Here is a 25,601-nt window from a genome sequence, read left to right as displayed (position 1 = left end):
TCGGTCGGGTGCGTCCGCTGCCGGGTGACCGCCACCGGCGACGCCCTCTCATCGCGTGGCCGCCGTGGCGGGACGTGGCGGTCCGCTCATGTACGCCGCACTGTCCCTGGTCAGCTCGGTGACGTCGGTCCCGTAGACGCCTCGGGCCAGGGTGATGTGCTTTCCCCGGAGGGCGGTGAGCGTCCGGAACGAGCGGCTGAGGGCGTCGGCCGCGAGACGCAGGGGCTCGTCCGGTGCGCCGTCGCCGTGCCGTATCGCCTGGCTCACCCGGGTGAGGAGTGAGGGCCGCCTCGACCAGTCGTCGTAATAGGGCGCCCACTGCGGAATCCCGTACGGCCTGACCCGCTCGACGAACGCCGCATACGCGCCACCGGACCGGTCGGAGGCCCACAGCGCGAGGTCGAGAAGCGGTACGGGCACATGCGCGGCGGCCGGACCGTGGTACTTCTCGTTGTCGATCTCGATGGGCTCCAGGTGGGGGCGCAGCTCGCCGCCGAAGAACTCCGGGGAGACACCTGAGAGGGCGTTGTCGACGGAATCCTCAAGGGTGCGGAGATGATCCGGGAGTTCGACGGCCGTTTCCGCGAACTCGGGCGTGCCCACGCGCAGATCCACAAGGCTGGCGCATATGTCAAGGGCGCCCATCATGGCGATGAGGCTCTGGTGCACGGACCGGATGAGAAGCCGCTCGGCCAGCTTGTTGGTGTACGTCCGCTGGCGGGGGCCCTCGGGATTCCAGCGGGTCATGTGGTGCACGGTGTCGCGCGGCACCATACGGGTGCGGGAGGAAATGGAGCGGAGCGCGTGCGCCAGCCCCGGAACCTCTGCAAGGGGATCGATGCCGTTCCGCCGGACGGATCCCATGACAATTCCGATGTCCCGCATCGCGGCGTGGCAGTGCAGTGGTCCCCAGCCGGGATAGTCGTTGAAAGACTCCGTCATGTCGCGGAGCAGTCCGAGCTTCCCGGCGATGTCGTTCTTCTCGTTCATTCTCCACAGGTCGGTGATCTCGCCGTCCACGTGCAGCGGATCGAGTTCCTGAATCGCCGCGTCTTCTGCGGGGACCATTGTCCACACCTTTCCTGGGGAGCCGCTCATCTGCTCTCCAGTGTGGTCGGCCAATGGTTTTTCGCCATCCGTTACATGACTGTCCTGGAATGCAGATCCGACGCCCGGAACGTGTCAGTCGCCGCCCCCGTCGAGCAGGTCCGCGAGTACGGCGTCCCAGTCCAGGCCGGCCAGTTCCGCACCGGGCGGCACCAGGTCATACGTCGCGTCGAGCCATTCCTCCAGCGGGGCGAGCGGCATCTCGAACAGCGCCTGTCCGGCGGCGGACCTGAGGCGCAGGTATGCCACGGTCCGATCGGCGGTGACGTCGGGCCACACCCGTATGTCGCCCGTTCCCGTCGCCTCCTGCATGCCCTCGTAGAGCATGTCGCGTGAGATGTGCCAGACGACGGTCAGGTCGTCTCCGGGCTGGAAGACGACGGTCACGGTGAGGGCGGACCGGGGAGCGGGATCGAAGCGGAACTCCGCTTGCAGGGGGATGCGCTGGGCGCGCTCGGCCAGTTGGTGGAGGGTCAGCGACAGCGGGGCCATACGGTGGCGCGCCGGCGGCCTGACCCAGGGGTCGGACGGGTTCTCGTGCATGGCGGGTCCTCCTTCATGGCGTGTCTTGCTGGATGGCATGCATGCGTGGGTCACGGTGCTGCCTCGCCCGCGCGCGGCGCATCAGTCATCTGACGGTCCGCCCTACCGATGCGTCTGGGCTGCGGGGGCCGCGTGGGCGGGCGCGCGCCGCCCGGGGCCGGGCCGCCCGTGGCCGGGCGGTCCCGCGGGGCGGTCCGTCCCGCTGCTTGGGCGGTGACAGTCGATTGACGTATGCGGTCGGCACGGCGCACAGACAGGTGACGGATGCCCCGGGGTGACTGTGCGGCGCAGGATGGCGGTGCGCGGGAATCCGTGTCCTCGGTCCCCCCGGCCGCGGCCGCTGAAGGCAGCAGCTGGGGGTCGACCTCAAAGCAGATCGGTGCGGTTACATGTTCGGCAAAGTGATCTTCGTGGCTGAGGCGTCCGGCGGCGTCGGAGCCCTGGCCGCGTACGCATTGGCCGACGCGGGGCACGTCGTCTACGCGGGCCTCGGCCGCGGGTCGTCCGCGTCCGGCGCCGCCGACGCCTATGCGCGCCGGCACGGGGTCGGGCTGCGTCCCGTGGACACCGAGTTGGAGGACCAGCGCTCCGTCGACCGCGCGGTGCGTGAGGTGGTGTCCGAGTCGGGCGGCATCGACGTGGTGGTGCACAGCGGCCACCGCCACACCTACGGTCCCGCCGAGTCGTTCACGCCGTACCAGTTCTCGCAGGTGCTGGATGCGAGCGTGCTGGCCGCGCAGCGGGTCAACCGTGCGGTGCTGCCGGAGATGCGCAGGCGCCGGGCGGGCTGCCTGATCTGGGTGAACCGGCCGCTGCCGGGGCCCGCGTCCCGGGGCAGAGGGCTCGACGAGGCCGCCGGTGCCGCCCTCGACCGGCTCGCGAAGGCGTACGCCGTCGAGCTCGCGCCCTTCGGGATCGAGAGCCATGTGCTGTCGGCCGTGCTGCCGCACACCGCGGTGGGCGAGCCGGCGCTCCCGGACGATCTGGAGCGCGCGTCGGGGTACGGCGAGGCCGCCCTTGGAGGGTTCCACGGCACGGACGCGTCCGCCCACGGCTCGGCGGACGCCGGGGCCGAGGTCGAGAAGCGGGTGGTCGACATCGTCGGCTCCCTGGGCCGGGGCGGGCGCGGAACGCCGGACGACGGGACCGCGGGGTGGTGAGGCTGCCCCGGCGACGCGCCGGCCGTGCGGTGCCGGGTCCGGCGCGCAGGGTCCGCGGCCGGGTGCGTGCGGTGCGGAGCGCCGCGCGTGTGGGCCGCAGCCGGACGCGTGCCGTGCGGAGCCCGGCGCGCCCGGTCCGCGTCCAGGCGTGCGTGGTACGGGACCCGGCACCGTGCGCCCCGGACCCGCTGCGTCAGTCGTTCGCCGTGCCGGCCGTGCCGGCCCTGCCCGGGCCGCCCGGCTCCTCCGCGAGGGACCGGAGGGCGTCGCGGAGCATCCCGCGCGAGGTGATGCCGAGCTTGGGAAAGATCTGGTAGAGGTGCGCGCCGACCGTCCGGTGGGAGAGGAAGAGACGCTCTCCGATCTGCTTGTTCGTCAGGCCGGTCGCCGCGAGTTCGGCGATCATCCGCTCCTGCGCGGTGAGGTCGCCCCTGCCGGGGGTGCCGCCGCGCGAGCCGCCCACGCTCAGCTCGTTCTCCGCGCGCGCCGCCCAGGGCGCCGCGCCCAGTCTCTCGAAGATCTCCAGGGCCGCGCCGAACTGCTCCCGCGCGCCCTTCGTCCCCCTCATGCGGCGCAGCCGCTCGCCGTACGCGAGCCGCACGCGCGCCACGTCGAAGGCCCACCGGTCGCTGCCGGGAAGGTCCAGGGCCGTGCGGAAGAGGTGGACGGCCTCGTCGTCGGTGGTCGCGCACAGGGCAGCGGAGCCCTCCGTCAGCAGCGCCAGCCTCGGGGAGAGCTCGCCGAGGCGGGCCTCGCGCATCGCCCGCACGTGGGCGGCGGCCTCGGCCTGGCGGGAGGTCCGCATGGCGGCCTCGACCGCGTCCATCGCTACCCAGAGCGCGTGCGGCACGTGGGACGCCAGCTGTCCCAGGGGGCTGATGCGGGCGGCGTGCCTGTAGGCGCTCTGGAAGTCGCCGTCCGCGAGGTCGGCGAGCGTCCGCACGTGCAGGGCGTAGTGCACGGCGGCGTAGGCGCCGCGGGACTCGCCGGTGCGGAGGATCTGCTCGGCCTGGGCGTGGGCTGCCCCGGTGTCTCCGCGGGCCGCGGAGATGACGGCGAGGACGTAGGTGAAGTACCAGGTGAAGAAGGCGTATCCGTAGTCCTCGCAGAGTTGCAGGCCCTCCTCGGCGAGTTCCCGGGCCTCGTCCCACTGGCCGATGAGGTAGTCGTCGAGGCACAGGTGCATGAGGGCGCCGATGTGCCGGCGTGCCGGTCCGCCGTCGCGTCCCTGCCTGACCACGCGCCAGGAGGGTCCGCGGACCTTGTCGAGCCGGTCCGCGTAGAGCGCGCCGGTGCCGACCCGGATGATCATGGCGGGGTCGGTCTCGGAGTGCAGGTCCAGCAGGTTGGCGTCCAGCTGCTCAAGGACACGGACGCCGGTGCGGGCCGGGTCGGAGAACGTCCTCGCGGCGACCGCGAGCACCGGCGGCACCCCGGGGCGGAGCTGGTCGAGGGCGGCGTAGAAGGGCCGCCACAGTTCCTCGCGGCCGCTGAAGAAGCAGATGAGGAGCAGCAGGTGGAGGGCGTTGACCAGCTCGTCGTCGGTGGCGTCGTAGCGGTGGCCGCCCGCCTCGACCGCGCTGACGACCAGCCGGTGCGCGAGGTCGATGGCGCCGTCGCCGTTGAGGATCTGCTGGGCGGCCGCCGCCGCGGCGTGCAGGGAGTCCTCAAGGTGCGGGTCGGCCTGCTTGGCGCGGTCCAGCAGGACGGAGACGCTGGTGAGTTCGCCCATCGCGTCGGCCCCGATGTAGGCGGCCTCGGCGAGGCGTCTGGCCCGGTCGGCGCCCGCGGGGCTGAGGTCGGCCGCGCGGCTCAGCGAGCGCACGGCGCCCACGGCGTCGCCGCGCCGTGAGGCACGGTGCGCGGCCTCCTCCAGCAGCCCGGCGACCTGCTCGTCCGGTTCGAGGGATGCCTCGCCCAGGTGCCAGGCGCGGCGTTCCAGGTCGCCGGCCAGCGCCTCGGCCAGCTCGCCGTGCGCGGAGCGGCGCTCGCTGCTCGTGGACGACTCCACGACCGCGGAACGGATCAGGGGGTGGCGGAAGACCAGCCGGCGGGAGCCCTCGTCGACGCGGATCAGCTGGTCGCGCTCGGCCGGCGCGAGGTCGTCGAGGCGGGCGCCCGCCGAGTCGCGGCGGGTCACGGCCTGGAGGACCGCCAGGTCGCCGGTGCCGTCGAGCGTGGCGAGCAGGAGCAGGCGCCGCGCGGGCACGGGCAGCCCGGCCACCCGGGACACGAACAGCGCCTGGAGGCGCTGGGTGAGGGGCAGCACGGAGGGCAGCTCCTCCAGGGCGCCCAGCTGCGACGGCCGTAGCGCGGTGGGCAGTTCCAGCAGGGCGAGCGGGTTGCCCTGGGCGGCGGTGACCAGCCGCCGGCACACCCGGTCGGCGAGCCCCGGGAAGCGCGAGGTCACCAGGCGGGTGGCCGCGGTGTCGTCCAGGGGCCGCAGCTCGTAGCGGGGGAGACCGCTGCTGTGCTGGGAAAGGCCGCTCGCGGCGGGGCGGGAGGCGGCGAGGAAGCCGATGCCGCTCCCGGCGAGCCTGCGCGCCACGAACCCGAGGACTCCGGCGCTCGCCGGGTCGATCCACGGCAGGTCGTCGACGATCAGCAGCAGGGGTTTGCGCGCGGCGACCTGCCACAGCAGGACGAGGGCGGCGTTGGCGACGACGAGCCGGTCGGGCGCCGGGCCGCTGCCGAAGCCGAGCGCCACGCGCAGCGCGTCGCGGTGGGCCTCGTCGAGTTCGTCGAACGCGTCGTGGAGCGGGAAGAGGATCTGGTTGAGGCCGGAGTAGCTGATGTCCGCCTCGAACTCGACGCCGACCGCCCTGAGGACCTCGGCGCCGCCGTTCACGGCCGGGTCGGCCAGCGCTTCGAGGAGGACGGTCTTGCCGACACCCGCGTCGCCGATCAGCAGGACGGCGCCGCCGCGGCCGCCGACGTCCAGCATCGCCAGGAGCTGCTCCAGGTCCTTGGCACGCCCTATCAGCTCGTCCGGGTCATGCATGGCGCGGTATTCCCCGCTCACGGACCGGGCTCCCGCCCGCCGAGTGGCTGTGTGCGCACCGCGTCACACGGCTCGTGGCAGTGCTCATACCCACCCTCTGCATGCTCGCGAGATGACCGCATCCCGTATATACGTTACATGACTTATAGCTAATAAGACGAGGTTCCCCCCGATGGCTCCATGCGTGGAGCGCATGCTTACCGACTTGAACCATCACGTGTCCGCATGCCTCCCGGAACGAGGTCAGAGGTGTCCCAAGAGAAGAACGAGGAGACCGCGGCAGAATGTTCAACGGCCGGGCGCGCGGGCGGCGCCGAGCGGCACACCGAAGGTGAACGAGTGTGCGGCGTGGCCGCGGGCCGGTGACGGCCTGCCTTCTCATCGTGGCTGGTCGCTCCCCCACTGCCCTGAGGGCGTGGGAGGTACCCCCACCCCGCACCCCTTCGGGCGCTGCGCGCCTCCCGGCGGTGCGGAGAGGGGGCTGGCCGCCACCGGTCCGAGAGGCAGCCGGGGGCCGATACCCGGCCGATACACAGCCGAGCCATGATGGATGCCGGGCCGGGGCGGCGCCGAGACCTCTGGGCAGCAGGGTGGAAGGCGCCCGTGCTGCCCGTGCCCACCGGCATGTACCGGCCACAGCGACGACATCCACCACAGCGACCACGACAGATGGGAAGCAATGCCCGCACCGCCCCCCGGCGAGGCCCCGCCGCCCTCCGCCAGCCTGCTGCTCGTCGAGGACGACGAGGTGATCCGCAAGACGGTCGCCATGGCGCTGGAGCGCTACGGGTACCGCGTCGCCGTGGCGGAGGACGGCCTCACCGGCCTCGAACGCTTCCGGGAGCTGGCCCCCGACCTGCTGCTGCTCGACGTCATGCTGCCCGAACTCGACGGCATCGGGCTCTGCCGGCGGATCCGCGAGACCAGCCTGGAGCCGATCCTGATGATGTCCGCGCGCGGCGACGCCCTGGACGTGGTGTCCGGCCTGGAGGCCGGCGCCGACGACTACGTCGTCAAACCGGTCGACACCGCCGTCCTGGTGGCCCGGATCCGCTCCCTGCTGCGCCGCGCCACGTTCTCGGCACCGCAGGAAGGGACCGGGGGCCCGGCGCACGGGGAGGACGGCGGCGCCCGGAGCGCACCGCCCGGACCGTCGGGCTCGACGGGGCCGTCCGGCCCGACCACACCGTCCGGACCGGCGGGAGCGACCGGAACGTCCGGCTCGATCGGACCGGGGGGCCCGTCGGGGCCGGCCGCCGGCCGGGACCGGCTCGTCTTCGGCGACCTGGCCGTGGACACCGCGGGCCTGGAGGTCTTCCGGGCGGGCGCCCGGGTCGCGCTGACGCCCACCGAACTGCGGCTGCTGCTGGAGTTCGCGGCGCACCCCGGCGTCGTGCTCGACCGGCAGACGCTGCTCCGCAACGTCTGGGACTACGGGTGGGACGGCGACAGCCGCGTCGTCGACCTGTGCGTGCAGCGGCTGCGCCGCAAGATCGGTGCCGAGCGCATCGAGACCGTCCGCGGCTTCGGCTACAAGTTGCGCCGCTGAGATGCGCACCGCCCCGCACACCACCGCCCCGCCCCGTGCCGCCACGCGGCGCGCCGCCGCGCTCCGGGCCGCCCGGACCCTGCTCAACTGGCGGTCGCTGCGGTGGAAGATCGCCGCCTTGGTGGCCGTCGCGTCGTGCGCGGTCGCGCTGGCCGTCGGCCTGCTGGTGCACGTGAAGACCCTGCAACGCTCCATGCACGAGGACAAGGTGCGCGCCACCACGGAGCTCACGACGGAGGTGAACCAGTACCTGCGCACCGGCAGGAGCGAGTTCCTCACCACCTCCGGCGCCCTGCCGGACCCGCTGCGCCGGCAGCTCGACGCCACCGGCCAGGGAGCCTTCTACGACGACCGCAAACCGACGGTCCCGTGCACCTGGGCGGCCCGGCGCGTCGACGGCCGGGTGCTCGCGGTGTGCGTCGACGCGACCTCCGACATGCTCAGCCGGAAGGCCCTGGACCGGCACATGCGGATGGCGGCGCTCGCCGCGCTCGCCGTGATCGTCCCGCTGGCCGCGCTCGCGGCCGAACTGCCCAACCGGCGGCTGCGCCGGGTGGCGGCGACCGCGCGCCGGATCACCGCGGGCGACCTGGAGGCCAGGACCGGTGTCGGCGGCCGGGGAGCCGGCGGGTCGGAGGACCGGGGCCGGAAGGGCGAGGGCCCGGGCGGCGGCCGCGGCGACCACTCCGGCGGGCGCGGCCGGGGCGGCGACGAGATCGCCGAGATCGCCGGCGCCGTCGACTCCATGGCCGACAGCCTCCAGGAGCGGATCCGCACCGAGCAGCGCTTCACCGCCGACGTCGCGCACGAGCTGCGCACCCCGTTGATGGGCCTGGTCACGGCCGCCGAACTGCTGCCGGAGAGCGAGCCGACCGAGCTGGTCAGGGACCGGGTACGGGTGCTGCGGGCGCTGGTGGAGGACCTGCTGGAGGTGTCCCGCCTGGACGCCGGCGCGGAACACGCCCAGCTGCGGCCCGTGGCGCTCGGCGAGGCGGTGGCGGAGTCCCTGGACAAGGCGGGCCTGACCGCCCGGCTCTCGGTCACCGGCGCCCCCGCCGCCGAGACCGACCCGCGCCGCCTGGACCGCATCGTGGCCAACCTGGTCGCCAACGCCCACCGGCACGGCGGCGCCCCGGTCGACGTGACCGTCACCGGCACCACGATCGAGGTCCGTGACCACGGCCCCGGCTTCCCGGCGGAACTCCTCGCCCACGGCCCCCAGCGCTTCCGCACCGGCGCCAGCGAACGCGGCCGCGGCCACGGCCTCGGCCTGACCATCGCGGTCGGCCAGGCCCGCGTCATCGGCGCCACCCTGACGTTCGCCAACGCCCCGGACGGCGGGGCGCGGGCCGTGCTCCGGCTGCCGCCCTCGCGGCCCGCGGGGCCGGCACCCGCGGGGGTCGGGGCCGGAAGCCGGGGCTGAGCAGTCGGCACCTTCCCGAAAGTGACGCCTCCGCCGGCGCCCCTGCTGTCGGCGCCCTGCTGTCGGCGCCCTGCTGTCGGCGCCCTTCCCTCGGCGCCCGGACGGGAGTGCCCTTCCCGGAGTGATACGCAACCGACGACAAACCGAGCGGCCGTGGACGGTTGGCGACGGCGGGGCCGACACGGCGGGGGCGCAGGGTGGGTGATGTGCGATGTCCGCGCACGTCAGGACCCCTGGAAGGTTGCCGCCCGATGCCCTCTGCTCTGCCGCGCACCGACGCGCCCCGCCCGCCTCTCGCGCCGGCCGTCCCGCCCCCGGCGGATGCCAGGGTGGGCCCGTCCCGTGAACCGGCCGTGGGCCCGTCCCGTGAACCGGCCGTGGGCCCGTCCCGTGAACCGGCCGCGGGCCCGCCCCGTGAACCGGCCGCGGGCCCGCCCCGTGAACCGGCCGCGCCCGGGCCCCGCATCCCACCCCCGGCCGCCCGCCCCCGTGCCCTGCTCACCATCGCGTTCGCCGTCCTCTCCGCCCTGGTGATGCTGCTGCACGCCTACGTGCCGAACCGGATCGGCAACCTCGGCAGCCTGGTCGAGACGTTCCTGCCGTGGCTGGGGCTCGCGGTGCCGGTGACGCTCGTGATCGCGGTGGTGCGGCGCTCGCGGCGGGCGGCCGTCGCCGCGCTGCTGCCCGCCGTCGTCTGGCTGCTGCTCTTCGGCGGGACCCTGTGGGACAAGCAGGGCACCGGCGGCGACCTGACCGTCGTCTCCCACAACGTCAACGAGGAGAACCCCGATCCGCGGGGCACCGCCGCCGCGCTGGCCGCCTCAGGGGCGGATCTGGTGGCGCTGGAGGAGCTGGGCCCCGAGGCGACCCCGTCCTACGAGGCGGCGCTCGCCGGGAGGTATCCGTACCACGCGGTGGAGGGCACCGTCGGCCTGTGGAGCCGGTATCCGCTGAGCGACACCCGCACCGTGCCGATCATGGCGTGGCCGCGCGCCCTGCGCAGCACCGTCAGCACCCCGCAGGGGCCCGTCGCCGTCTTCGTCGCGCACCTCGCGTCGGTACGGGTCACGGCATCGGGCTTCACCGCCGGAGCGCGGGACGCCGCCGCGCGGATCCTCGGCGCGGCGATCCGCACCGACCCGCTGCCCAGGACGATCCTCCTGGGCGACTTCAACGGCAGCGTGCACGACCGGGCGCTCGCACCGGTCACCCGGCTGCTGCGCTCGGCCCAGGACGCCGCGGGCGACGGCTTCGGCTTCACCTGGCCCGCCGCGTTCCCGATGGCCCGGATCGACAACATCCTCGTCAGGGGCGTCACCCCGGTCTCGTCCTGGACCCTGCCCGCCACGCACAGCGACCACCTGCCGGTCGTGGCGCGGGTCGAGCTGTGAACGGCCCTGCCACGGGGCCCACCCAGGGGTCGTCGTCCCCGTTGCCGGCCCCGGCGCTCACCCGTCGACGACCCGGTCGTCCCGGTGGGCGCCGTAGTACGCGGACTGGCGGGCCATCACGGCGCGCATGGGGGTGGCGCGCGGCACCCCGTAGACCGTGCCCGGGAAGTCCCTCTCGCGCTGCCGCTCCCACAGTTCCTCGTGGCGGTCGGGGGAGAACAGCTCGGCCGGGTCACCGGCGGCGATCCAGCCGATGGGCAGCACGGTGCCGGGCGCCAGGCGGGAGTTGACGTGCAGCACGCTGTGGATACGCAGCTCGCTGCCCGTCCCGGCACGGGCACCCGGGAAGAGGGAGGCGCCGGTGGCCACGAACACCTCGTCGTCCAGCACGGCGCCGTTGACGTGCGCGTGCGGGCCGATCAGGACCGCGTCCCCCAGCACGGCCGGGTGGTCCGCGCGTCCGCGGACCAGGGCCTGCTCCATCACCACCACGTCCTCGCCGGTGCGCACCTCGCCGTCCTCGGCGGTGAGCACGGCCCTGTGCAGCACCCGCACCCGCTCGCCGAGCACGACGGCCCCGCACACCACGGCCGTCGGCGCGACGTACGCCGACGCGGGAACCACGGGCCTCCTGCCACGGTGCTCGATCAGCATGCTCCGAGCGTAGCTCCGGCCGGTGACACCGCGGACACCTCGGCCCACCGCCGCGGTCTGTGACAGCATCGGCTGATGAGCGACGACACCACGTCCGACGACACCTCGGCCGGCGACTCGCCCGGGCGCCGCTCCGGCGGCGGCCTCTCACCGGACCAACTGCGGCGCGCGATGCGATGGGAGACGTTCGCCATCCTCCTCGCACTGGTCGTCCTGGCAGCGATCTTCTCCTGACGCCCGCCGAACCCACCCTCGCCGGACGGCGGCCGATCACCCCTGAGCCGCCAGCTCCCTCGTCAGCTCCACCGCCTGACGCAGGCCCAGCGCCGACTCCGCCGACCGGAGCGCCTTGACGGCGGCGACCGAGTCGGGCGGCCCGTCGTACCCCGCCGCGGCCAGCTTCTGCCGGGTCCACCGCACCCTCAGCTCCGCCTCGGAGTCGGCCGCGACACCGCGCGCCACCTCCAACGCCCGGGCGAGCCCCGGCCGCTCCACCTCACCGGCCCCGTCGAGCGCCGCCTCCAGCGCGGCAAGAATCTCCTCCCCGTCCCGGAGGGCGAGCACGACCTGACCGTTCCTCTTCGACCCCAGCATGCGCCCAGGCTGCCCCACGGCCCGCCCGAAGTCCCGAGACTTGAGGGGAACCTGAGCGAGGGGTGTCGGTAGCCGCACCATCCACAGCCCCGCGCCCCTGACGGGACTCCGCTCAGCCGCCGCTTCAAGCGAATCGGTGCTCCCAGCGCGGGGCGGTCCGGTCGCCGATCCGACAAGGAGGCGGCGGGACCACCTCGGACCGCCCAGCCCGAGCCTTCGTACCACCGGGCCACAGCCGCGCACGATACGCGACGGGACGCGGGGGGATGTGCGCGCTGGGGGTTGCACCGTCGGGGACTGACTGCAGGGCTACGACACCACGCTCAAGCACGTCGCCGTCACCCCGTCGAAGATTCCCAAGTCGCCGGTCGGACAGGCTCGGCACGTGGCTGCCGATGGGCTCAGGCGTGTCGGCCGACTGGCCGGGACGGCGGCGGACGGCGGTCCGGCACCGTGCAGGCCACGCACGGAGCCTGCGACGACGGCTCCGTCGTCAAGGTGCTGGAGACGAACGGGAGCGTTGTGCTCCACGCCTCCGTCGCGGGGGCAGGGAGCGGCCCCCGCACCGCCGAGACGATCGAAAAGAGCGTGAAGGTGGAGCTGCGCGAGCCGGTCGTAACCGCATGCTTCTGGATGCCCTCACCGGTCAACCGGTGCCTTACGGAGACCCCAACGGACCGTCGGCGGTACGGAGATCGTGAGGTGCTCGCAGCGGTCGTCTTCGTGGCCGCCACGGGCTGCGCCTGGCGGCGGTTGCCGCCGGTCCTGTGGGCGGCGCGGGGGCACCCCACGCCGTTGAGGCGGTGGGGGAAACGCACCGAACGCCTTCCCGACTCCGTGCCGCGGTCCTTGACGGATGGTCAACGGACTCCTGTAATGAAGAAATCGATTTCACGGCAGCGGTGTCCCACCGCACTCACGGGCCCGACCGCGCCCAACAGCACCCGGCACCGCCCGAGAACGCTCGCAGAGCAGTCACCCCGCACCCACCACCCGCCGTCACGGAGAGGGGCCACCCGATGGCCGTTCGCACCACGGAAAGGGTCACCCACACCTGCTGCGAAGGGACGTGTTGCTGCCCGCCGGGGCGCACCGCGCAGCCCGCCGCACCGGCCACCACGGAGCCCGCCGCCCTGGCCCGGAGGGCCTTTCTCGCGCTGGGTGCCGCCGCGGCCGTCACCCTCGGCCTCCCCCCGCAGGGCGCGATCGCGGTGCCCGCGGACAAGGGGCTCTCCAAGGGCCGGCTCGCCCAGCTCGCCGCCCGCGGCACCGCCACCCGGTACCGCAGCGCCGCGGCGCAGGCGAACATCGGGATGCCGGTGGGCGGTGCCGGTGCCGGGCAGGTCTACCTGTCCGGGGACGGCCGGCTCTGGCTCTGGGAGGTGTTCAACCCGGACGCCTTCCCGAACGGCGGCGCCGACTGGCAGGGCGTGCACTACGCCGACCCGCTGCCGCTCACCACCCCCGTGCGTACCGGCTTCGCGCTGCGCTGGAACGGCGGGACGGGAAGCGGCGGGACGGCAAGCGGCGGGACGGCAAGCGGCGGCACACGCAGCCTGGACGGCGACGGCTTCGCCGACGTCACCTTCACCGGCCGGTACCCGGTCGGCACGGTGGAGTTCGCGGATGCCGCCGTGCCCGTGGCGGTGCGCCTGGACGCGTACTCCCCGTTCGTGCCGACCGCCGCCGACGACTCCTCGCTGCCGGCCACCGTCTTCGAGTACACCGTCAGGAACACCTCCGGCCGGACCGTGGACCTCCAGCTCCTCGGGTTCGCCGAGAACCCGGTGTGCGTGCGCAGCCGGCGGGAGCAGCCGACGGTGCTCGGCGCCCAGCGGTTCGACGCGGGCGGCGGCACGGGCGTCCAGCACACCGCACGCGCCGGCGACCCGAAGCCCGACCCCCGCCCAGAAATCGTTTTCGAGGACTGGGAGCGCACCGACTACGCCGGCTGGACGGTCTCCGGGACCGCCTTCGGCTCCGGCCCGGTCACCGAGGCCGAGTGCCCGGACTACTTCCGGCGGGACGGCGCCCTGGGCATCACCGGCACCCGCTTCGTCACCTCGCACAACTTCCGCGCCGGCGACAGCACCCAGGCCGACGACCAGCAGGGCAGGCTGACCAGCCGCCCGTTCACCATCGAGCGCGACTACGTCGTGGTGAACGTCGGCGGCGGCGCCCAGGCCGGCAAGGCGTGCGTCAACCTCCTCGTCGACGGAGCGGCCGTCGCCTCGTTCACCGGGCGGAACACGGAGACGCTCGCCGAGCGGACCTGGGACGTGCGCGCCCACGCGGGCAAGCAGGCCACCATCGAGATCGTCGACCGGGCGACCGGCGGCTGGGGGCACATCAACTGCGACCGCATCCGGTTCACCGACACACCCGCCGGCACACCGACCGACCGCCTCACCGACTTCGGCACCTTCGCGCTCACCGCCTTCCACCCGGCCGCCACCGCCCGCCCCTCGCTGGACACCTGGGACACCCCGGCCGACTGGTTCGACGCCGCCGACGGGCCCGCCGAGGCCGACGCGATGACGCGCGGCCTGGCCGGCGCCGTCACCGTGCCCCTGCGGCTGGCGCCGGGCGAGTCCCAGACCGTGCGGTACGCCCTGACCTGGCACTTCGACCTGGTCGAGCGCGGCCTCTTCAAACAGCTCGACGGCGCGGCCACGCTGCGCAGGCACTACGGCACCCGGTTCGCCGACGCCAGGGCGGTCGCCGCGCTGCTCGGCACCCGCGGCGACGAACTGGCCGCCGCCACCCACGAGTTCGTCCGCACCTGGTACACCGACTCCACGCTGCCGCACTGGTTCCTGGAGCGCACCCTCGTGCCCGCGTCCACGCTGGCCACCAGCACCGTGCACCGTTTCGCGGACGGCCGCTTCTACGCCTGGGAGGGCCTGTACTGCTGCGACGGCACCTGCACGCACGTGTGGAACTACGCCCAGTCCGTCGCCCGGCTCTTCCCCGAGCTGGAGCGCGACACCCGTGAACGCGTCGACTTCGGCCTGGCCTTCCACCCGGACACCGGTGCCGTCGACTACCGCGGCGAGTACGCGCGCGAGGTCGCCCACGACGGCCAGTGCGGCAACATCCTGCGGGCCTGCCGCGAGCACCAGATGGCCCCGGACGACGCCTTCCTCACCCGTGTCTGGCCGCGGGTGAAGAAGGCCACCGAGTTCCTGATCGGCGCGGACGGCGCGGACGGCGCGAGCGCCGACGGCATCCTGGAGGGCCGCCAGTACAACACGCTGGACTCCGCCTGGTACGGCGAGATCCCCTGGATCAGCGGCCTGTACGTGGCCGCGCTGCACGCGGCCGCGCTGATGGCGGACGACATGGGCGACGACGCCTTCGCCGCCCGCTGCCGCGCCCTCGCCGCCGCCGGCACGGCCCGGCTCGGCGACACGCTCTGGAACCCCACGTACGGCTACTTCGAGCAGCACATCGACCCCGCGCACGCTGACGCGATCAACTCCAATCGCGGCTGCCACCTCGACCAGATGTTCGGCCAGACGTACGCGTTCCAACTGGGGCTGCCGCGGGTCTTCCCCGAGGAGAAGGCGCGCACCGCGCTCACCAGCATGTTCCGGAACAACTTCCTGCCCGACGCGGCGGCCTACAAGGACACCTCCGGCATCGAGGGCGGCCGCGTGTACGGCACCGCGGGCGAGGCCGGCACCCTGCTCTGCACCTGGCCGTTCGGCGGCGCCGACACCGCGCCCGGCAGCGGCGACCCCGCCGTCATCGGCTACTTCAACGAGGTGTGGACCGGCCTGGAGTACCAGTTCGCGGCGCAGCTCATGGCCGAGGGCATGGTGGACGAGGCGCTGGCGGTGACCCGCGCCGTGCACGAGCGGTACACCGCCGACAAGCGCAATCCGTACAACGAGATCGAGTGCTCCGACCATTACGCGCGCGCGATGATGAGCCACGCCGTCTACCTCGCCGCCACCGGCTACGAGTACCACGGCCCGCGCGGCCACCTCGGCTTCGCGCCGAAGCTGTCCCCGGACGACTTCGCGGCCGCGTTCACCGCCGCGGAGGGCTGGGGCCTTTACCGGCAGCACCGCACCGGGCACGGCGCCACCTCCGCGATCGAGGTCCGGCACGGCCGGCTCCGGCTGGTGTCCTTCGCCACGGCGCTGCGCGGCGGCGACGGTGCCGGGACGGGCGCCGCTCGCGCGCCGCGCAGCACGGTCCGGCGGATCACCCGCGCCGGGCGGCCGGTGTCGCTGCCCGGCCACCGCACCACCGTCTCCGGCGACCGCGCCCTGGTCATCCTCTCCGCACCGGTCACCCTGGAGCGCGGCGACCGCCTGGAGGTGACGTTCCGTTGAGCACGGCACCGGGGACACCCGGACCCTTCGCCTTCGCCGCGCTCGGCGGTTTCCTCGGCGCCGGGAAGACCACCACCCTCACCGCCGCCGCCCGGCTGCTCGGGGCCCGCGGCCACCGGGTCGCCGTGATCACCAACGACCAGGGCGAGGACCTGGTCGACACGGCCGTCGCCCGCGCGGCCGCGGACGGGGGCACCGGGATCGCCGACATCGCCGAGGTCACCGGCGGCTGCTTCTGCTGCCGGTTCGAGGACCTCACCGAGGTCACCAGCCGGGCGGTGGCGCACGGCGCCGACGTGGTGCTCGCCGAGGCGGTCGGCAGCTGCACCGACCTCCAGGCCACCGTCGTCCGCCCGCTGCTGCGCGAGTACGGCGCCCGGATCCGCGTCGCCCCGCTGGTGACCGTCGTCGACCCGGCCCGCTTCACCGGCCTCGCCTCCGCCATGGACGCCGACCTGGCCTACCTCTTCGACCGCCAGCTCGCGGAGGCCGACCTGATCGCCGTCAACAAGTCGGACACCACCGAGCCGAGGACCATGGCGGCGGTACGGGCCGCGCTGTCCGGCCTGCACCCTCACACCCCCGTGCACACCTTCTCCGCGCTGGCCGGCACCGGCCTCGGCACCCTGGCCGAACTGTTCACCGGCGCCGCCGCGCCCGGCGGGCTGCCCGGCCGCGGCGGCGACCTGGACGTCGACTACGACCGGTACGCCGCCGCGGAGGCCCTGCTCGCCTGGCTCAACCACACCGTCGAGGTGACCGGCGCACCGGTGTTCTCCTCCGCCCAGTGGGCGCGGGCGCTGCTCGCCGCGCTGTCCGAGCGGCGTTGGCTCATCGGCCACGCCAAGGTGCACCTGGAGGACCCGGCGGGCCGCAGCACCAGGGTCAGCGTCACCGCGCACGGCCAGCGGCCCGCCGTCGGCGCGGACGGCGGGGCCATGCGGCGGGCCCGGGTCCGCATCAACGCCCGGGTGGCCTGCGCTCCCGACCAGCTCGACGCGGCGGTGCGCGCCGCCGTCCGCGCCGCCGACGCCGCGACCGGTGCCGTCTCCACGGCCCCCACCGCCCCCGCCTCCTTCCGGCCCGGCTACCCGCGGCCCACCCACCGGGTGCCGAGTCAGGCGGTGCGGTCCTGAGAGCGGTCAGCTCACGGAGAGCGCGGTGTCGTCGATGAGGAACGCCGTCTGGAGCCTGGTGCCCTCCGTGCCGGTGAACTTGACGGTGACCGTCTGGCCGGCGTACGCGCTCAGGTTGAAGGTGCGCTGCTGGTAGCCGCTCGACGCGTTCAGGTTCGAGTAGGTGCCCAGCGTCGCCAGGGTGCTGCCCGAGGAGCTGAGCACCTGCGCCTTCAGGGTGTCGTAGGCCGTGTCGGTGGTGGTCTCGTCGGTGTCGACGCGCAGGTAGAAGCTGAGCGTCGCCGTGCAGCCCGCAGGGATCCGCACCGACTGCGAGAGGGTGTCGGTGTGCGTGGTGCCGTAGCCGTCCAGCTCGGCCTTGTAGGAGCCGGTGCGGGCGGGCAGCGGGCCACCGCTCGTGATCACACCGCTGGTGGCGGACCAGGAGGTGCCGCCGGACTCGAAGCCGGGGTCGGCGAGGAGCTGTGCCGGGGTGCAGGTGCCGTCGCCGGTGCCGCCGTCCCCGGAGCCGGCGGACCCGCCGGCCAGCCACTCGGTGGCGTTCAGGGCGAGTGCGGCGTCGGTGCCCGCGGGATCGTTCCAGCCGTCGTAGAGGTCGTCGCCGGAGTGCCCGGTGCCGTCGTCGATGGGGGAGCTGTCGCCCCAGAACGCGACCCGGCCGCTGCCGAAGGTGCTGGTGGCGAAGAACGCGCCGGTGTTCCCGGAGGATCCCGTGCGGTAGACGAGGCCCTTCACCGCGGAGTTGTCCGACGGTTTGAGCGTGGCCGTGGCGCCGTCGCGGATGATGCTGCCGGTGACGGTGCCGAAGGAGCCGTGCAGCACCGGGTTCGAGGAGTCGGAGATCGCCCTCGGGTTGTCGTTGCTCACGTCCACGGTGTCGACGGAGAAGCCGAACGGGTCGGTGCTGTCGACCGAGTTGTTCTTCATCAGGTCGTTGATGACCTCGACCGCGTCCTCGCCGTCGTTGTTGCGGTCGGCGCCGGTGTGGTCCGAGATCAGGAAGAGACCGCCGCCGTTCTGCACGAACTTCATCACCGCGGTCTTCTCCGCGGAGCTGAGCAGCACGTTCGGCTCGGGCAGCACGAAGGTGTCGAAGTTCTTCAGGTCGAGCGCCGAGGACGTGCCGTAGGTGATGGTGTTGCCGGACGGCAGCGTCTTCAGGGAGTAGTCGCCGGTCTTCTGCAGGGCGACGCCCCACGAGGAGAGCGCGCCGGTCCAGTCCGTCTCCGCGGACGGGCTGGAGTCCTCGCCGAGCGGGTCCGGCTGACTGGTGCCGATCACCCAGTCGGCGTTGGCGGCGGTCTCCGCCTTGGTGTTGTCGAAGAGGACCCGGTGCGGGGTGGCCGCGGCCGCCGGGTGGGCGGCGGTGGTCTGGGCGGCGGCAGCCGCGGTGGTGAGCAGGCCGAGCAGGGCGAGCGCGGCGATGGGTCCCCGGCGGGACATGCCGTTTCCGGGCATCCGTCGGACCTCCGTCCGGTGGGGTTCGGGGGGTGCAGGGGTGCGTGCGGGTGCGGTGCGGTGGGTGGGGCCGTGGTGCGATGGGACTTCGGTCCCGGGTGGGGCCGTGGTGCGGGTGGGGCCGTGGTGCGGTGGTGCGGGCGGTGCTGTGGGTGGTCTTCGCGCGTAGAACGAGGTGGAGCATCTGAACGGTACAAGCGGGCGGGGGAGTTGAACAGAACGCGTGGCCGTGCGGGGCCGGCCGCGGGGGCCGGGGACGAGGGAGTTCATCCCGGGGCAGGCGCGCGGCCCCGGAAGGTTCAGCGCGCGGTACGCGGGGGTTCACCGCTCGCGGTGGCCCGCGGGTGCAACCGGGGTGCAACGCCCCTGCGACCGCCCGTGGCCACACTGGGCCGCACGCTCCGGTGGGTGCCGACCGGTACCGGCCGGTGCGTGGCCGTACGGCACGGCCCGTGGCCGTACGACCGTGCGCCGGGGCCCCTCGGGGACCCCGGCGCGCTCTCGTCCGCGGGTGGCGGTCAGCAGTCGCGCAGCTCGGGCGACTGGTTGAGGATCTGGGAGCGGACCGAGGTGAACCGGGTGTGGGTGGCGCCGCCGCGGTCCTCGGGGCGGAAGACGGCCACCCGGTGGCAGTTCATGAAGGCCAGGGCGACCCCGAAGTGCCTCTCCAGGCTGCCCCGGATGGCGTCGCTGGACAGCGCCCGCAGGAGCTGACCGCGCTCCTTCTCGGACGGCGGCGGGGTCTGGTTGTCGGCGAACTCGGCGGTGCCCGCGCGCAGGTCGCCGGCCAGGCGGGCGATGAGGTCGTAGGCGTACGGCAGTGAGGTGCGGACGGTCTCCACGAAGTCCTCTTCGCGGATCTCACCGCTCTCGGCGGCGGCGAGCAGGCGCGGGGAGACGTCGAGCGACATGAGGGGTCCCTAAGAATGGTTGGCGGTCCGGGAGGACCGGGTGTGGCTGATGTCGGGTTGCCGTTGATGGCTCGAGAGGACTGGCCGCCCGGTCCTCCGGGACGCTCCGACCACTGATTGAGAACTGCGGTCATCGCTGGTTAGGGACCTGTCGGCGGGGTGTTCTTCGGGCCATGCAGTGATGGTCACGAGGGATACGGAGCGAGGGACTTGAGCACGCGGCAGGCGCGGATATGGGTCGGCATCGACGCTGGCAAGGGACACCACTGGGCAGTGGCCCTCGACGCCGACGGCGAGACGCTGTTCTCCACGAAGGTGATCAACGACGAGGCCCAGATCCTCTTCTGTCGGAGTGGTCGTGCGGGGGCGGTTGGCGTTTCCGGCGTGGACCGGGTCGGGGCGGTCCGCGCCCCGGGGCCCGGTCAGGTCCGGGCCGCCAGGGCCGCGGGTCCGTGCCGGAAGGCGGGGTCGACCTGGGCGGCGAGGTCCAGGCCGGTGGCCCGGTCGGCCCAGGCCGCGGCGTTGCGCAGGTGGAAGTCGACGGCGTTCCGCTGGAAGGCGTCCCAGTCCTTGGGGCGGGCGTCGACGGCCTCGCGGAGCAGACGGAGGGCATGGGTGTTGTGGGGTTCGAGATCGCCCCGGGCACGCCCCTGCTCTCCGGCCCGCACCCACGGGGAGTGCACGCAGTGCGTCAGCAGGTCGTCGCCGACGTGCTCCTTGAGGAAGAGCAGGTCGTCCTCGCCGGAGACCTTGTTGCCCACCACCGCGACGGGGACGCCGAACTCCGCGGCGTGGTCGCGGTACTGGCGGTAGACCGACACGCCCTTCCGGGTGGGCTCCGCCACCAGGAACGTCATGTCGAAACGGGTGAAGAGCCCGGACGCGAAGGCGTCCGCGCCCGCGGTCATGTCGACGACGACGTACTCGCCCGGGCCGTCCACGAGGTGGTTGAGGTACAGCTCCACGGCGCCGAGCTTGGAGTGGTAGCACGCCACCCCGAGGTCGCTCTCGTCGAACTCGCCCGTCACCATCAGCGGCACCCCGGCGACCTCCTGGACGTGCCGGCCGTGCACCTCGTCGTCGCCGAGCAGCCGCAGCAGGCGTGAGCCCCGGCCCGGCGGGGTCGTCTTGACCATGGCCGCGCGGGAGGGGATCCGGGGGTTGGTGCCCCGCAGGAAGTCCTTGATCTCGTCCAGCCGGGAGCTGAGCGATGGCGCGGTGAAGGACTCGCCGTCGCCGGGGCCGAGGGCCTCGGCCAGGTGCTGGTTGATGTCGCCGTCGACGGCGACGACCGTGGCGCCGGAGCGGGCGAGGTGCCGGGAGAAGAGGGCGGCCAGGGTGGTCTTGCCGCTGCCGCCCTTGCCGACGAATGCGACGCGCACGGCCTACCTCCTGTTGGAAATGAATTTCATGACCGACATCCTGCGGAGCGGGTTGGCGGAGTGTCAAGCCGACCCGGCCTCAACTCGCCGGTAGGCCGACGGGTTTGCCGCGTGTGGGTGACGCGGGCGGGGAATGCGGCGGTGGAGGGGGCTGCGGACGGGGGCGGGGGTGGGGGAGGGCCGAACCCGCCGTGCGGTGGGGTGCGGGGAGGCGTGGGCTCGTCGTGCTGCGGGGTGCGGGGAGGCGTGCGCGCACCGTGGTGCGGGGCGCGGGAGGCGTGCGCTCGCCGTGCGGCCGGGCGCTGTCAGAGGCTGGTGGCACCATCGGGCCATGACGAACTCGGCCGACATCGCCGCCTACTGGGACGCCGCCGCACCCGGCTTCGACGCGGAGCCGGACCACGGCCTGGGCCACGCCGGCACCCGCGCGGCCTGGGCCCGGCTGCTGGCCCGCCTGCTCCCGCCGGCCCCCGCCGACGTCCTGGACGCGGGCTGCGGCACCGGTTCGCTGTCCGCGCTGCTGGCTGCGGCCGGGCACCGGGTGACGGGGGTGGACCTGTCGCCGCGGATGGTGGCCCTGGCGCGGGCGAAGCTGACGGCCGGTGGGCACCGGGTCCACCTCCTGGTGGGAGACGCGGCGCGGCCGCCCACCGGGGAGCGGCGTTTCGACGCGGTGCTCAGCAGGCACCTACTGTGGACGCTGCCCGACCCGGCGGCCGCCCTGCGCGAGTGGACCGCGCGGCTGCGGCCCGGCGGCACTCTGGTGCTCATCGAGGGCAGCTGGGGGACGCCCGGGCAGCGCGCGGAGCCGTATGTGCGCGGCGCCGAGACCCTGCCGTGGCACGGCGGCGTCACCGCTGGCACCCTCTCCGCGGTGGTCGCCCCGCTCACCACCGAGCTGCACATCACCCCGCTGAGCGCCGACCCGGCCCTGTGGGGACGCCCGGTGCACGACGAGCGCTACGCACTGGTGGCCCGGGTGTGATCGGTGCGCCCGGGGCCCGTGCCGTCCGGCCCGGCGGAAATGCGGCTGCGCGACCGGTTCCCGGCCCTTAGGGTGCGGGCGTGGACTGGCATGCGTGGCACGGTGACTACGATCGTCCGGACTCCCCGCTCGGGCGCCGGCTCGGTGTCGTGCGGGAGCGGATCGGGGCGGCGCTGGACACGCGGCCGCCCGGCCCCGTCAGGGTGGTGAGCGTCTGTGCCGGCCAGGGCCGGGACCTGCTGGGGGCGCTGGGCGGCAGCCCGCGTCGCGGCGACGTCTCCGCCCGTCTGGTGGAGCTCGACCCGCGCAACGCGGCGAAGGCGCGGCGAGCAGCCGATGTGCTCGGGCTGGAGGGCGTCGAGGTGGTGGTCGGTGACGCGGCGCTGACCGACCGGTACGACGGGATGGCCCCGGCGGACCTCGTGCTGATGTGCGGGGTGTTCGGCAACGTCTCCGACGCGGACGTCGAGCGCGCGGTGGGGTTCTGCACCCAACTGTGTGCCCACGGTGGAACGCTGGTCTGGACCCGGCACCGCAAGCAGCCGGACCTCTTCCCGGCCGTCTGCCGCTGGCTGGAGCAGCGCGGCTTCGCCCGGGAGTGGATCTCCGAGCCGGACGCCGGGTTCGGCGTGGGCGTGCACCGCTTCGAGGGGGAGCCGCAACCGCTGGCGGTGGGGGAGCGGATGTTCTCGTTCGTCGGCTACGACGTACTGCGGTCGGGCACGGCCGCGGGAGCCACGGGGGCCTCCCGCACCGACGGTTGACGGCCCATCGGCCGGTGGGGTCAGGACACGGCGGAGACTGCCCGTTCGGGTGGTGCCCACCCGGCGGTCTCGTTGTCGGCCGGTCGCGCAGTTCCCCGCGCCCCCGGGGGGCGGGCTGGCTCCGGCGTCAACGGCGGCCTGGGTGACGGTGCTACTCCAGACCCACGTCCTCGGGCGACCGCCGGGCCAACGCGGCCAGTACGGAGAGGGCTTCGGACAGGGCGTCCGGGGACGGGGTGGACAGGGCCAGGCGTACGGCGCCGGGGGCGTGGGACGGGGTGGGGGCGAAGGCCGCCGCCGGGGTGAGGGCGATGCCGTACCGGGCCGCCGCGGCCACGAACGTCTCCGCGCGCCAGGCCTCCGGCAGCTCCCACCAGCAGTGGTAGGCACGCGGATCGGCGCGCAGCGTGAAGCCGGCGAGCCGCTCCGCCGCCACCCCCTGCCGCACCGCCGCGTCCCGCCGCTTGGCGCGCTGCACCGCGGCCGCGGTGCCGTCCGTGATCCACTGGGTCGCCGCGTCCAGCGCGAACCGGGACGGGGCCCAGGCGCCCGCCCTGAGCGCCGTGGCGATCCGGTCGGCCAGCGCCGGCGGCACCGCGAGGAAGCCGAGCGTCAGCCCCGGCGCCAGCCGCTTGGAGAGGCTGTCCACGAGGACCGTGCACTCGGCCGCCCACGCCGCCAGCGGGGGCAGGTCCTCGGCCAGGAAGCCGTACACGGCGTCCTCGATCGCGACGGTGCCGTGCCGCCGCAGGACCTCCGCGACGGCGGCGCGCCGCCGCTCCGGCATGGTGGCCCCCAGCGGATTCTGCAGGGCCGGCTGGAGGTACACCGCGCGCAGCGGGCCCGCCGACTCCAGCGCCTTGGGGATCAGTCCCGCCGCGTCCGTCGCGATCGGCACCAGCGTGATGCCGAGCCGTGCGGCGATGCCCTTCACCACCGGGTACGTGAGTTCCTCCACGCCGAGCCGCTCCCCGGCGGGCACCAGCGCCATGACGGCCGCGGCGAGGGCCTGTTTGCCGTTGCCCGCGAAGAGCAGGTGCCGTGCCTCGGGCGCCCAGCCGCCGCGGGCCAGCAGCGCCGCGGCGGCCTCGCGCGCCGCGCCCGTGCCGGCGACACCCACCGGCCGCAGCCCCGCCGCCAGCGCCTCCGGCCGCACCAGACGCGCCAGGCTCTCCGCGAGCAGCGCGGACTGCTCGGGCACCGCGGGGAAGTTCAGGTCCAGGTCGATCCGCGCCCCGCCGGGCTCGGCCGGCGCGGGCTCGGGCGGCGGCGCCGCGGCCCGCACGAAGGTGCCCCGGCCCACCTCGCCGGTCACCAGGCCCCGCCGCCGCAGCTCGGCGTAGACCCGCGCGGCCGTCGAACCGGCGATGCCGCGCCGCCGTGCGAACTCCCGCTGCGGCGGCAGCCGCTCACCGGGCCGCAGGCGGGCGGCGGCTATGTCGGCCGCGAGTTCGTCGGCGATCGTGCGGTAGTCGTCCAACGGGTTCTCCACTCCGACAGCCCCCGGCCCCCGGCCCGAGGGGTTCCCCAACCCCGCGCGTGGTTCTCGGCGGTGACGAAGGGTCGTCCCCGGCGGGACATCCCGTCCCCGGACGCCCCGGACGCCCGTGCGTCCACGGGCCCGTTCGAACTATTGCACTGAGAGCAATAATCATATTGCACCGAGATATTGCCCCGCATAGCCTTGCCCCGTCAACCGCGGATCATCGTGCGACGCACGGCCAAGGACGGTGTCATGAGCGCAGTCACCCTGGACGGAGGCCTCGGCGGAGACCTCGGTGCGGGCCCCGGTGGGGACCTCGGTGGGAACTCCCGTGGGATCACGGTCGGTTACACGGACGAGGGAAGCGGCGAGGCCCTGGTGCTCGTGCACGGTCACCCCTTCGACCGTTCCATGTGGCAGCCGCAGGTCGAGTACTTCAGCGCCGCCGGGTGGCGGGTGATCGCGCCCGACCTGCGCGGCTACGGCGAGAGCGGCGTGGTGCCCGGTGCCACCCGCCTGGAGGCGTTCGCCGGTGACATCGCCGCCCTGCTCGACCACCTGGGCGTCGAGCGCTGCGTCCTCGGCGGTCTCTCCATGGGCGGCCAGATCGTCATGGAGTTCCACCGGCGGTTCCCGCAGCGGATCCGCGGCCTGCTGCTCGCCGCCACCTTCGCCACCGCCGAGACCCCGGAGGGCAGGGCGGAGCGGAACGCGACGGCGGACCGCCTGCTGCGCGAGGGCATGGGCGGCCACGCCGAGGAGGTGCTGACGAAGATGGTGGCACCGTCGACCGTCCGCACCCGGCCCGAGGTGGCCGCGCACGTCCTGGCGATGATGCGGGGCACCTCCCCGGAAGGCGCCGCCGCGGCACTGCGCGGCCGTGCCGAACGGCCCGACTACACCGACTCGCTCAGGAGCGTGGCGGTGCCCACGCTCGTCGTGGTCGGCAGCGAGGACGCGTTCACGACCCCCGCCGACGCCGGGCTGATCCGGGACCTGGTGCCGGGCGCGGTCCTGAAGGTCGTGGACGGCGCGGGCCACATGCCGAATCTGGAGCGGCCGGACGTGTTCAACGCCGCCCTCGGACGGTTCCTGGACGGGCTGCCCGCCGTGAGCCCCGCGGCCGGACACCGCTGAGGCCGCCCCGGCCGGGACATGGGCGCCCCCACCTCGCACGTCCGGCACCCGGCTCCCGTGGAAGCCCCGGCCGCACCCGGCCCGGCAGGTGCACCCGGGCGACTGCGGCCGGAAGACGGCGTTTTCAGGGTCCATGGAGGGGCACCGGAAATATCAGCTCATCGGAGTCCAAACCGAGTTGACCGGAGGCTGACCATGCAGTGGTATCTGCAGGTGTGGCGGAAGTACGCCGTGTTCGGCGGGCGTGCTTCGCGCACCGAGTACTGGATGTTCGTACTCGTCAATATCGTGGTGTCCGCGGCGATCCTGGCCGTGGACACCTCCATCGGCACCAGGGCCCCCGACACGCTCTACGGTCTCGCCGTGCTCGTCCCGAGCCTCGCCGTCGGCTGCCGCCGGCTGCACGACACCGACCGCTCCGGCTGGTGGCTGCTTCTCGGCCTCATCCCCGTCGCCGGGTGGATCGCCCTGATCGTCCTGCTGGCGCTGGACGGCACGCACGGCACCAACCAGCACGGCCCCGACCCGCGGCAGTCCGCGTTCCGCGGCGCCGCCGCCCACCCGGCCTGAGCGGGATGCC

20 protein-coding genes and 1 pseudogene are annotated in these 25,601 nt (G+C 74.1%); 12 read left to right on the top strand and 9 right to left on the bottom strand.

Annotation, left to right across the window (positions count from 1 at the left end):
* Positions 1–48: 48 nt before the first annotated feature.
* Both ACSMXW_RS13270 and ACSMXW_RS13265 read right to left on the bottom strand, forming a co-directional pair.
* Positions 49–1,068: a monodechloroaminopyrrolnitrin synthase PrnB family protein gene (locus tag ACSMXW_RS13270; RefSeq protein ID WP_485806401.1), complete on the bottom strand. Its 1,020-nt coding sequence runs from the start codon at positions 1,066–1,068 to the stop codon at positions 49–51.
* 114 nt (positions 1,069–1,182) lie between these two features.
* Positions 1,183–1,650 carry an SsgA family sporulation/cell division regulator gene (locus ACSMXW_RS13265; RefSeq protein WP_485806400.1) on the bottom strand — a complete coding sequence of 156 codons (468 nt, stop codon included), beginning with the start codon at positions 1,648–1,650 and terminating at the stop codon, positions 1,183–1,185.
* Positions 1,651–2,060: 410 nt separating this feature from the next.
* On the opposite strand from ACSMXW_RS13265, the gene ACSMXW_RS13260 reads away from it, so the two are divergent.
* On the top strand, positions 2,061–2,810 hold the full coding sequence (locus ACSMXW_RS13260) for an SDR family NAD(P)-dependent oxidoreductase (RefSeq protein ID WP_485806398.1): 750 nt from the start codon (positions 2,061–2,063) through the stop codon (positions 2,808–2,810).
* Positions 2,811–3,003: 193 nt separating this feature from the next.
* Here the strand turns inward: ACSMXW_RS13260 and ACSMXW_RS13255 are convergent, their stop codons facing one another.
* A complete protein-coding gene (locus ACSMXW_RS13255; RefSeq protein ID WP_485806397.1) occupies positions 3,004–5,832 on the bottom strand; it encodes a helix-turn-helix transcriptional regulator in 2,829 nt (942 codons plus the stop codon).
* Between the two features lie 658 nt (positions 5,833–6,490).
* On the opposite strand from ACSMXW_RS13255, the gene ACSMXW_RS13250 reads away from it, so the two are divergent.
* The 3 genes from ACSMXW_RS13250 to ACSMXW_RS13240 all read left to right on the top strand — a co-directional run bounded on the left by ACSMXW_RS13250 (position 6,491) and on the right by ACSMXW_RS13240 (position 10,174).
* Entirely contained in the window at positions 6,491–7,360 is an 870-nt protein-coding gene (locus tag ACSMXW_RS13250) for a response regulator (protein WP_485806395.1), read from the top strand.
* A gap of 1 nt (position 7,361) precedes the next feature.
* Positions 7,362–8,783, top strand: a complete 1,422-nt coding sequence (locus ACSMXW_RS13245) for a sensor histidine kinase (RefSeq protein WP_485806394.1) — start codon at positions 7,362–7,364, stop codon at positions 8,781–8,783.
* 251 nt (positions 8,784–9,034) lie between these two features.
* Entirely contained in the window at positions 9,035–10,174 is a 1,140-nt protein-coding gene (locus tag ACSMXW_RS13240) for an endonuclease/exonuclease/phosphatase family protein (RefSeq protein WP_485806392.1), read from the top strand.
* Positions 10,175–10,231: 57 nt separating this feature from the next.
* Here the strand turns inward: ACSMXW_RS13240 and ACSMXW_RS13235 are convergent, their stop codons facing one another.
* Entirely contained in the window at positions 10,232–10,828 is a 597-nt protein-coding gene (locus ACSMXW_RS13235; RefSeq protein ID WP_485806391.1) for a gamma carbonic anhydrase family protein, read from the bottom strand.
* Between the two features lie 75 nt (positions 10,829–10,903).
* Between ACSMXW_RS13235 and ACSMXW_RS13230 the strand changes: the two genes are divergently transcribed.
* Positions 10,904–11,062: a hypothetical protein gene (locus ACSMXW_RS13230; RefSeq protein WP_485806389.1), complete on the top strand. Its 159-nt coding sequence runs from the start codon at positions 10,904–10,906 to the stop codon at positions 11,060–11,062.
* A 36-nt stretch (positions 11,063–11,098) separates the two neighbouring features.
* Here the strand turns inward: ACSMXW_RS13230 and ACSMXW_RS13225 are convergent, their stop codons facing one another.
* Positions 11,099–11,422 carry a hypothetical protein gene (locus ACSMXW_RS13225; protein ID WP_485806388.1) on the bottom strand — a complete coding sequence of 108 codons (324 nt, stop codon included), beginning with the start codon at positions 11,420–11,422 and terminating at the stop codon, positions 11,099–11,101.
* 1,019 nt (positions 11,423–12,441) lie between these two features.
* On the opposite strand from ACSMXW_RS13225, the gene ACSMXW_RS13220 reads away from it, so the two are divergent.
* Together ACSMXW_RS13220 and ACSMXW_RS13215 are read left to right on the top strand one after the other, a co-directional pair.
* Positions 12,442–15,765 carry a GH116 family glycosyl-hydrolase gene (locus ACSMXW_RS13220; RefSeq protein WP_485806387.1) on the top strand — a complete coding sequence of 1,108 codons (3,324 nt, stop codon included), beginning with the start codon at positions 12,442–12,444 and terminating at the stop codon, positions 15,763–15,765.
* Entirely contained in the window at positions 15,762–16,901 is a 1,140-nt protein-coding gene (locus ACSMXW_RS13215; RefSeq protein ID WP_485806386.1) for a GTP-binding protein, read from the top strand. The genes ACSMXW_RS13220 and ACSMXW_RS13215 overlap by 4 nt, the downstream gene beginning before the upstream one ends.
* Before the next feature lie 6 nt (positions 16,902–16,907).
* Here the strand turns inward: ACSMXW_RS13215 and ACSMXW_RS13210 are convergent, their stop codons facing one another.
* Both ACSMXW_RS13210 and ACSMXW_RS13205 read right to left on the bottom strand, forming a co-directional pair.
* Complete coding sequence (locus tag ACSMXW_RS13210; protein ID WP_485806384.1) at positions 16,908–18,359, bottom strand: hydrolase; 1,452 nt, start codon at positions 18,357–18,359, stop codon at positions 16,908–16,910.
* Between the two features lie 518 nt (positions 18,360–18,877).
* Positions 18,878–19,270, bottom strand: coding sequence for an SCO5389 family protein (locus tag ACSMXW_RS13205; protein WP_485806382.1), 393 nt, complete (start codon positions 19,268–19,270; stop codon positions 18,878–18,880).
* A gap of 210 nt (positions 19,271–19,480) precedes the next feature.
* On the opposite strand from ACSMXW_RS13205, the pseudogene ACSMXW_RS13200 reads away from it, so the two are divergent.
* Positions 19,481–19,612 (top strand): annotated as a pseudogene (locus ACSMXW_RS13200) (IS110 family transposase); the annotation flags it as partial.
* 80 nt (positions 19,613–19,692) lie between these two features.
* Here the strand turns inward: ACSMXW_RS13200 and ACSMXW_RS13195 are convergent.
* The gene (locus tag ACSMXW_RS13195; protein ID WP_485806380.1) at positions 19,693–20,652 is read right to left on the bottom strand and encodes an ATP-binding protein; all 960 of its coding nucleotides are present in this window, start codon (positions 20,650–20,652) and stop codon (positions 19,693–19,695) included.
* Between the two features lie 331 nt (positions 20,653–20,983).
* Here ACSMXW_RS13195 and ACSMXW_RS13190 point away from each other — a divergent pair, with 331 nt between their 5' ends.
* Complete coding sequence (locus ACSMXW_RS13190) at positions 20,984–21,637, top strand: class I SAM-dependent methyltransferase (RefSeq protein WP_485806379.1); 654 nt, start codon at positions 20,984–20,986, stop codon at positions 21,635–21,637.
* An 80-nt stretch (positions 21,638–21,717) separates the two neighbouring features.
* Positions 21,718–22,401 (top strand): class I SAM-dependent methyltransferase family protein, encoded by a 684-nt coding sequence (locus tag ACSMXW_RS13185; RefSeq protein ID WP_485806377.1) that lies wholly within the window; start codon positions 21,718–21,720, stop codon positions 22,399–22,401.
* Positions 22,402–22,552: 151 nt separating this feature from the next.
* Here ACSMXW_RS13185 and ACSMXW_RS13180 read toward each other — a convergent pair whose 3' ends face one another.
* Complete coding sequence (locus ACSMXW_RS13180) at positions 22,553–23,881, bottom strand: aminotransferase-like domain-containing protein (RefSeq protein WP_485806375.1); 1,329 nt, start codon at positions 23,879–23,881, stop codon at positions 22,553–22,555.
* A gap of 255 nt (positions 23,882–24,136) precedes the next feature.
* Here ACSMXW_RS13180 and ACSMXW_RS13175 point away from each other — a divergent pair, with 255 nt between their 5' ends.
* Positions 24,137–25,021, top strand: a complete 885-nt coding sequence (locus ACSMXW_RS13175) for an alpha/beta fold hydrolase (protein WP_485806373.1) — start codon at positions 24,137–24,139, stop codon at positions 25,019–25,021.
* A 195-nt stretch (positions 25,022–25,216) separates the two neighbouring features.
* Positions 25,217–25,591, top strand: coding sequence for a DUF805 domain-containing protein (locus ACSMXW_RS13170; RefSeq protein ID WP_485806371.1), 375 nt, complete (start codon positions 25,217–25,219; stop codon positions 25,589–25,591).
* Positions 25,592–25,601 lie beyond the last annotated feature (10 nt).

It is taken from the genome of Streptomyces sp. DSM 116793 (assembly GCF_057320905.1).
Note: the sequence above shows the minus strand (reverse complement) of the source record. Positions and strands in the feature narration are given on the sequence as shown.

Coding starts and splice junctions, on each gene's coding strand:
- ACSMXW_RS13265 (WP_485806400.1), bottom strand. CDS start 1,650: ATGCACGAGAACCCGTCCGACCCCTGGGTCAGGCCGCCGGCGCGCCAC.
- ACSMXW_RS13170 (WP_485806371.1), top strand. CDS start 25,217: ATGCAGTGGTATCTGCAGGTGTGGCGGAAGTACGCCGTGTTCGGCGGG.
- ACSMXW_RS13175 (WP_485806373.1), top strand. CDS start 24,137: ATGAGCGCAGTCACCCTGGACGGAGGCCTCGGCGGAGACCTCGGTGCG.
- ACSMXW_RS13220 (WP_485806387.1), top strand. CDS start 12,442: ATGGCCGTTCGCACCACGGAAAGGGTCACCCACACCTGCTGCGAAGGG.
- ACSMXW_RS13270 (WP_485806401.1), bottom strand. CDS start 1,068: ATGGTCCCCGCAGAAGACGCGGCGATTCAGGAACTCGATCCGCTGCAC.
- ACSMXW_RS13230 (WP_485806389.1), top strand. CDS start 10,904: ATGAGCGACGACACCACGTCCGACGACACCTCGGCCGGCGACTCGCCC.
- ACSMXW_RS13205 (WP_485806382.1), bottom strand. CDS start 19,270: ATGTCGCTCGACGTCTCCCCGCGCCTGCTCGCCGCCGCCGAGAGCGGT.
- ACSMXW_RS13225 (WP_485806388.1), bottom strand. CDS start 11,422: ATGCTGGGGTCGAAGAGGAACGGTCAGGTCGTGCTCGCCCTCCGGGAC.
- ACSMXW_RS13190 (WP_485806379.1), top strand. CDS start 20,984: ATGACGAACTCGGCCGACATCGCCGCCTACTGGGACGCCGCCGCACCC.
- ACSMXW_RS13235 (WP_485806391.1), bottom strand. CDS start 10,828: ATGCTGATCGAGCACCGTGGCAGGAGGCCCGTGGTTCCCGCGTCGGCG.
- ACSMXW_RS13240 (WP_485806392.1), top strand. CDS start 9,035: ATGCCCTCTGCTCTGCCGCGCACCGACGCGCCCCGCCCGCCTCTCGCG.
- ACSMXW_RS13210 (WP_485806384.1), bottom strand. CDS start 18,359: ATGCCCGGAAACGGCATGTCCCGCCGGGGACCCATCGCCGCGCTCGCC.
- ACSMXW_RS13250 (WP_485806395.1), top strand. CDS start 6,491: ATGCCCGCACCGCCCCCCGGCGAGGCCCCGCCGCCCTCCGCCAGCCTG.
- ACSMXW_RS13245 (WP_485806394.1), top strand. CDS start 7,362: ATGCGCACCGCCCCGCACACCACCGCCCCGCCCCGTGCCGCCACGCGG.